This is a genomic window from Streptomyces sp. NPDC006529, assembly GCF_040611795.1.
Lineage (GTDB): Bacteria > Actinomycetota > Actinomycetes > Streptomycetales > Streptomycetaceae > Streptomyces.
Map to the genome: position 1 here is coordinate 1 of NZ_JBEXPB010000141.1, position 1,187 is coordinate 1,187.

The 1,187-nt window shown below is 68.2% G+C and carries 1 protein-coding gene; it reads left to right on the forward strand.

Annotation, left to right across the window (positions count from 1 at the left end; genetic code table 11):
• Positions 1–83: 83 nt before the first annotated feature.
• Positions 84–1,187: IS630 family transposase (locus tag ABZY31_RS31285; RefSeq protein WP_356417087.1), on the forward strand; the 1,104-nt coding region annotated here is incomplete at its 3' end.

The following is a 1,187-nucleotide window of genomic DNA, read 5'->3' on the forward strand; positions in this document are numbered from 1 at the left end:
CTAGTGCCGTGACCGGGAAGGTTCGCCGGGTTGCTCGTTGTGCTGGTTGGAAATGAGTTCTCCAAGCAGCGTGGGGAGGCGGGATGGCGAAACCGGTCCGGGTTCGCGGGCTGACCGAGCAGGAGGGCCAGAAACTCCAGCACATCGTCCGGCGGGGCAGCACGAGTTCGGTGCGGTTCCGGCGGGCGATGATGCTCCTGGCTTCGGCCGGCGGGAGCACAGTCCCCGTCATAGCCCGCCTGGTCCAGGCGGACGAGGACACCGTCCGCGGTGTGATCCACAATTTCAACGAGATCGGGCTCGCATGCCTGAACCCTCGCTGGGCGGGAGGCCGTCCCCGCCTTCTCGATCGTGACGACGAGGACTTCGTCGTCCAGACGGCCACCACTCGCCCGACCGTGCTGGGCAAGCCCTTCACCCGCTGGTCGATCCGCAAGCTCGCCGATCACCTGCGGCGCAATCGTGCCCGCCCCGTCCTCATCGGCCGGGAGGCACTGCGGTGCTTACTCGCCCGCCGCGGGATCTCCTTCCAGCGCACGAAGACCTGGAAGGAGTCCCCAGATGCGGCCTTCGACGCCAAGCTGGCCGGGATCGAGTACGCGATCAACGAACGGCCGGACCGCACCTTTGCGTTCGACGAGTTCGGGCCCTTGGGCATCCGCCCCACCGCCGGCTCCTGCTGGGCAGAACAGACCCGGCCCGACCGGCTGCCGGCCACCTACCGGCGCACCCACGGAATCACCTACTTCCACGGCTGCTACTCCGTCGGCGACGACCAGATGTGGGGCGTCAACCGACGCCGCAAGGGCATCGACCACACCCGGACCGCCCTGAGAACGATCCGGGCGGCCCGCCCGGACGGCGCCCCGATCTACGTGATCCTCGACAACCTATCCGCCCACCTCAACTGGAGAATCCGCAGGTGGGCGGCCCGTAACAAGGTCGAGCTGTGCTTCACCCCGACCTACGCCTCCTGGGCCAACCCCATCGAGGCGCACTTCGGACCGCTACGGCAATTCACCCTGGCCAATTCGAACCACCCCAACCACACCGTCCAGACCAGGGCCCTGCACGCCTACCTCCGCTGGCGCAACCAGAACGCCCGCCACCCCGACGTCCTCGCCGCCCAACGACGCGAACGCGCCAGAATCCGCAGCGAAAGAGGCCTTCGCTGGGGCGGCAGACCC